The following is a 4,844-nucleotide window of genomic DNA, read 5'->3' as shown; positions in this document are numbered from 1 at the left end:
TCACTAGTTGTTGGTTCTACAATAGTTAACGGTTTTTTACGCGCCATCATGATACCTCGCATGTTTGGAATGCGTAGGTCTTTCTCTTCAACAAGTCCTTTTTGTCCTGCAACAATTAAAGGTAAACTGCAAGATAAAATTTCTCTACCACCGTCTATTTCTCTTGAAATAGTGGCTTTATCACCTTCAATTTCAAGCCCAATACACGCATTTACAAAATTAAAATCTAACATTCCTGCTAACATTCCAGGAACCATTCCTCCATTATAATCAATAGATTCTTTTCCAGCTAATATTAAATCAAAGTTATCATTTTTAACAACTGTAGCTAGTTCTTTTGCAACTGCAAATCCATCTGTTGCTAAAGCATTTACTCTAATTGCATTGTCAGCTCCAATTGCCAGAGCTTTTCTTAAGGTTGGTTCCGTTGAGGCATCGCCAACTGTTATAACAGTTACGGTTGCACCCTGTTTTTCTTTAAACCACATAGCACGCGTTAATGCAAACTCATCATACGGATTTATTACAAATTGCACGCCGTTACTATCAAATTTTGTATCGTTTTCAGTAAAATTTATTTTTGAAGTAGTATCTGGAACGTGACTTATACAAACTAATATTTTCATTTTATTATTTATTTGAATATTTAATTATAAAAATAACGACTTTATTATTATTTTTTTACGAATGTACTACTTTTTTTTAAAAATACTATGCGTGCATAGTAAAAGTTTATTAAGTATTATTTTTTTGATAGTAAATTTAGAATTGCTTACTTTTGCAATTCGTTAAAAAATATACAATGAAGACAATACAATTTAGAGAAGCTATTTGCGAGGCAATGAGTGAAGAAATGAGAAGAGATGAATCTATATTTTTATTAGGTGAAGAAGTTGCTGAATATAATGGTGCATACAAAGCGTCTAAAGGAATGTTAGATGAGTTTGGAGCAAAGCGCGTTATTGATACACCAATTGCTGAATTAGGATTTACAGGTATTGCTGTTGGTTCTGCTATGAATGGAAATAGACCAATTGTAGAGTTTATGACCTTTAACTTTGCATTGGTTGGAATTGATCAAATTATAAATAATGCAGCTAAAATTAGACAAATGTCTGGTGGACAGTTAAATTGCCCAATTGTTTTTAGAGGACCAACTGGCTCTGCAGGACAATTAGGTGCAACGCATTCGCAAGCTTTCGAAAACTGGTTTGCAAATACCCCAGGTTTAAAAGTGGTAGTTCCTTCAAACCCTTATGATGCAAAAGGACTATTAAAAGCTGCAATTAGAGATGATGATCCAGTTATTTTTATGGAATCTGAACAAATGTATGGTGATAAAATGGAAGTGCCTGAAGGTGAATATATTATTCCAATAGGTGTAGCAGATATTAAAAGAGAAGGTACAGATGTAACAATTGTTTCATTTGGTAAAATTATTAAAGAAGCATATAAAGCAGCTGATGTTTTAGAAAAAGAAGGAGTTTCTTGTGAAATTTTAGATATGCGTACTGTTAGACCAATGGATTTTGAAGCTATTTTTACTTCAGTTAAAAAAACAAACAGATTGGTTATTTTAGAAGAAGCTTGGCCTTTTGCAAGTGTTTCTTCAGAAATTACATTTCAAGTACAAGAAAATGTGTTTGATTATTTAGATGCTCCAATAAGAAGAATTACAACAGCAGATGCACCTGCACCATATTCTCCAGTATTACTAGAAGAATGGTTGCCAAACTTTAACGATGTTGTTAAAGCGGTTAAAGATGTTATGTATATAAAATAAAGGCATACTATTTGCGTTAATAAATCCTTTCAAGTACTGCTTGAAAGGATTTTTTATTTAAAACGTCTATTCTAAATTTACAAATAGTATAAAAAATCCGTCCCTTAAAATACAATAAGTATTAAATATGAAAATAAATTTTAAAGTTATAAATTTCCTTTTTTTGTTCATTTTTTCAATGAGTTTTGCTCAAGTTAAAATTAGCGGTGTAGTTGTAGATGAGCAAAATGAATCTATTCCGTTTGCAAACATAGTTTTTGTAGATTCTAATACAGGAACCGTTTCTGATGAGAATGGTAAGTTTTATTTAGAATCAAATAATACATACACTCAAATTGAAGTATCATTTATAGGCTATGAAACAAAAATTGTTCCTATAAAAAGTAGAGATTTTAACTTAATAATAACTTTAAGTGAGGCAGCTTCTCAGTTAAATGAAGTATTTATTTATAGCGGAAAAGTTAAGAAAAAGGGAAATCCTGCAATTGCAATTTTAAAGAAAATATGGGCAAAAGAGCGTCAGAATGGTATCTATTTATTTGACCAATATCAATTTGAAAAGTATGAAAAATTAGAGTTTGATATGAATAATGTTGACAGTGTCTTTATGAAAAAGAAATTGTTTAAAGGAATGGAGTTTGTTTTTAAAAATATAGATACTTCAAACATTACGGGAAAAGCTTTTTTACCAATTTTCATCAACGAATCTGTTTACAATTCTTATGGTAAAAATAAAGATGGAAAAAAATTACGCGAAGATTTAGTTGCTAATAAAAATTCAGGTTTTAACTCCAATCAAAATGTAATTGCTTTTATAAAAGATTTATATGTGGACTATAATATTTATGATAGCTATATTAAAATTTTTGATAAAAGTTTTGTGAGTCCTATTTCAAAAGCATCTGGAATTTCAACCTATAATTATGTGTTAACCGATAGTGCGTTTGTGGATAATAAATGGTGTTATAATATTTTATACTATCCTCGAAGAAAGAGTGAATTAACTTTTAAAGGCGATTTTTGGGTAAATGATACAACGTTTGCAGTAAAAGAAATTAATATGCAAGCAACCAGAAGCGCAAACATAAATTGGGTAAAAGATATTTATATAGAACAAGAATTTAATGTGTTAAATGATTCTGTTTTTTTACTGAAAAGAGATTATATGCTATCTGATTTTAGTTTAAACAAAAAAGACAAATCCAAAGGAGTTTATGGTAGAAGAACTACAATGTACAAAGATTATAAATTTGATGAAATAAAAAATCCTAGTTTCTATTCAAAAGAAATTAACGTTTATGATGAAAAAATTTATAATAAAAGTAATGATTTTTGGAGTGACAACAGACACGAAAAATTAAATGATAACGAACTCGGGATCTATAAAATGTTAGACACCTTAACTACAGTTCCAAAGTTTAAAAAAATGTACAATGCCATTTCAATTTTAGGTTCTGGATATATAGAGTTTAATAAATTTGATTTTGGTTCCATATATTCAACTTTTGGTAAAAATGATGTTGAAGGATTGCGTTTGCGCGTTGGAGGAAGAACCTATTTAGGAGGAAACGAACCTTGGCGTTTACAAGGTTATACCGCTTATGGCTTTGATGATGATAAATTTAAATATGGAATGTCTGGTAAATGGATGCTAAATCCAAAAAGCAGGTTTATAATTGGAGGAGGAAACAGACGAGATGTAGAACAAATAGGTGTTAGTTTAACAACTACAAACGATGTTTTAGGTAGAAGTTTTGCATCGTCTTCATTTTTTGCAAGTGGAGATAATAGTAAATTAACTTCCATAAATTTGTCCAACTTTTACATGTCCATCGAACCAAAAAACAACCTTCAGTTTAAACTTGGAGCATCTTATAGAACGTTGGAATCTGCATCGCCAGATACATTTAATTTAGATTATTGGGTCGATAAACAAAATGATGTTAGAAAATCAGATATTATTCAATCTGAAATAGATTTCTCCATAAAATACACACCAGACAGAAAAACAATTGGTTATGGAGTAGAAAGAAATGAAGTTACAGATACTTACTCAACTTGGTTTTTAAATTATTCACAAGGAATAAAAGGTGTTTTTGATAGTGATTTCGACTATCAGAAATTACAATTTTATTACCGTCAGCCAATATTAATTGGTGGTTTTGGTAGAATGTTCACCACTTTTGAAGTTGGAAAAACTTTTGGAGAAGTGCCTTTAGGATTACTAAATGTTGTTCCTGGGAATCAATCCTATTTTACCATTGAAAATACCTACGCTTTATTAGATTATTACGAATTTGTTACCGATACGTATGCTTCACTTCATATTGAGCATAATTTTAACGGACGTTTTTTATCTAGAGTTCCATTATTGAGAAAATTAAATTTAAGAGAAATAGTTGGTGTTAAAGGTGTTTGGGGAGAAATTTCAGATAAAAATTTAGCTTTAAATGCTTCAAATATAAACTATGTTGCACCAACAAAAGGCTATTATGAATATAGTGTTGGAATAGGAAACATTTTTAAAGTGTTTAGAATTGATTTTAGTTGGAGAGGTAATTATTTAGATATGCCAAATGCCAATAAGTTCGCTATAAAAGGAGCTTTTGGTTTCCATTTTTAAAATCATTTTAAAAATTGCTTAGGCAAACCTATGATTTTTGTACTTTTGCAAAAAATAAAATAAAAAAAATGACTGCTAAATCTAAAAAAGTATTAACATTTGACGTGTTAATTGAAATACCAAAAGGAAGTAGAAATAAATATGAATATGATTTTGCTTTGCATAAAATTAGATTCGATAGAATGCTGTTTTCATCTATGATGTACCCAGGTGATTATGGATTTATTCCAGAATCATTAGCTTTAGACCAAGATCCTTTAGATGTGTTAGTGCTAGGTTCTGAACCAACGTTTCCTATGGTTGTTATGGAAGTAAGACCAATTGGAGTTTTTCACATGACGGATGAAAAAGGACCAGATGAAAAAATAATATGTGTTCCGGTTTCAGATCCAATTTGGAATAATAGAAGAGATATACACGATTTAAATCCTCATAGAT

4 protein-coding genes are annotated in these 4,844 nt (G+C 30.0%); 3 read left to right on the top strand and 1 reads right to left on the bottom strand.

Annotated features, from left to right (window positions below):
* Positions 1–626: electron transfer flavoprotein beta subunit/FixA family protein (locus AB1Z17_RS05075; protein ID WP_368050714.1), on the bottom strand; the 626-nt coding region annotated here is incomplete at its 3' end.
* 176 nt (positions 627–802) lie between these two features.
* Between AB1Z17_RS05075 and AB1Z17_RS05070 the strand changes: the two genes are divergently transcribed.
* From AB1Z17_RS05070 to AB1Z17_RS05060, 3 genes are all read left to right on the top strand, one after another.
* Positions 803–1,783 (top strand): pyruvate dehydrogenase complex E1 component subunit beta, encoded by a 981-nt coding sequence (locus AB1Z17_RS05070; protein WP_368050713.1) that lies wholly within the window; start codon positions 803–805, stop codon positions 1,781–1,783.
* Positions 1,784–1,910: 127 nt separating this feature from the next.
* Positions 1,911–4,406, top strand: a complete 2,496-nt coding sequence (locus AB1Z17_RS05065; RefSeq protein ID WP_368050712.1) for a DUF5686 family protein — start codon at positions 1,911–1,913, stop codon at positions 4,404–4,406.
* A gap of 68 nt (positions 4,407–4,474) precedes the next feature.
* The coding region (locus tag AB1Z17_RS05060; RefSeq protein WP_368050711.1) for an inorganic diphosphatase at positions 4,475–4,844 on the top strand (370 nt) is incomplete at its 3' end.

It is taken from the genome of Lutibacter sp. (assembly GCF_040883305.1).
Taxonomy (GTDB): Bacteria; Bacteroidota; Bacteroidia; order Flavobacteriales; family Flavobacteriaceae; genus Lutibacter.
Note: the sequence above shows the minus strand (reverse complement) of the source record. Positions and strands in the feature narration are given on the sequence as shown.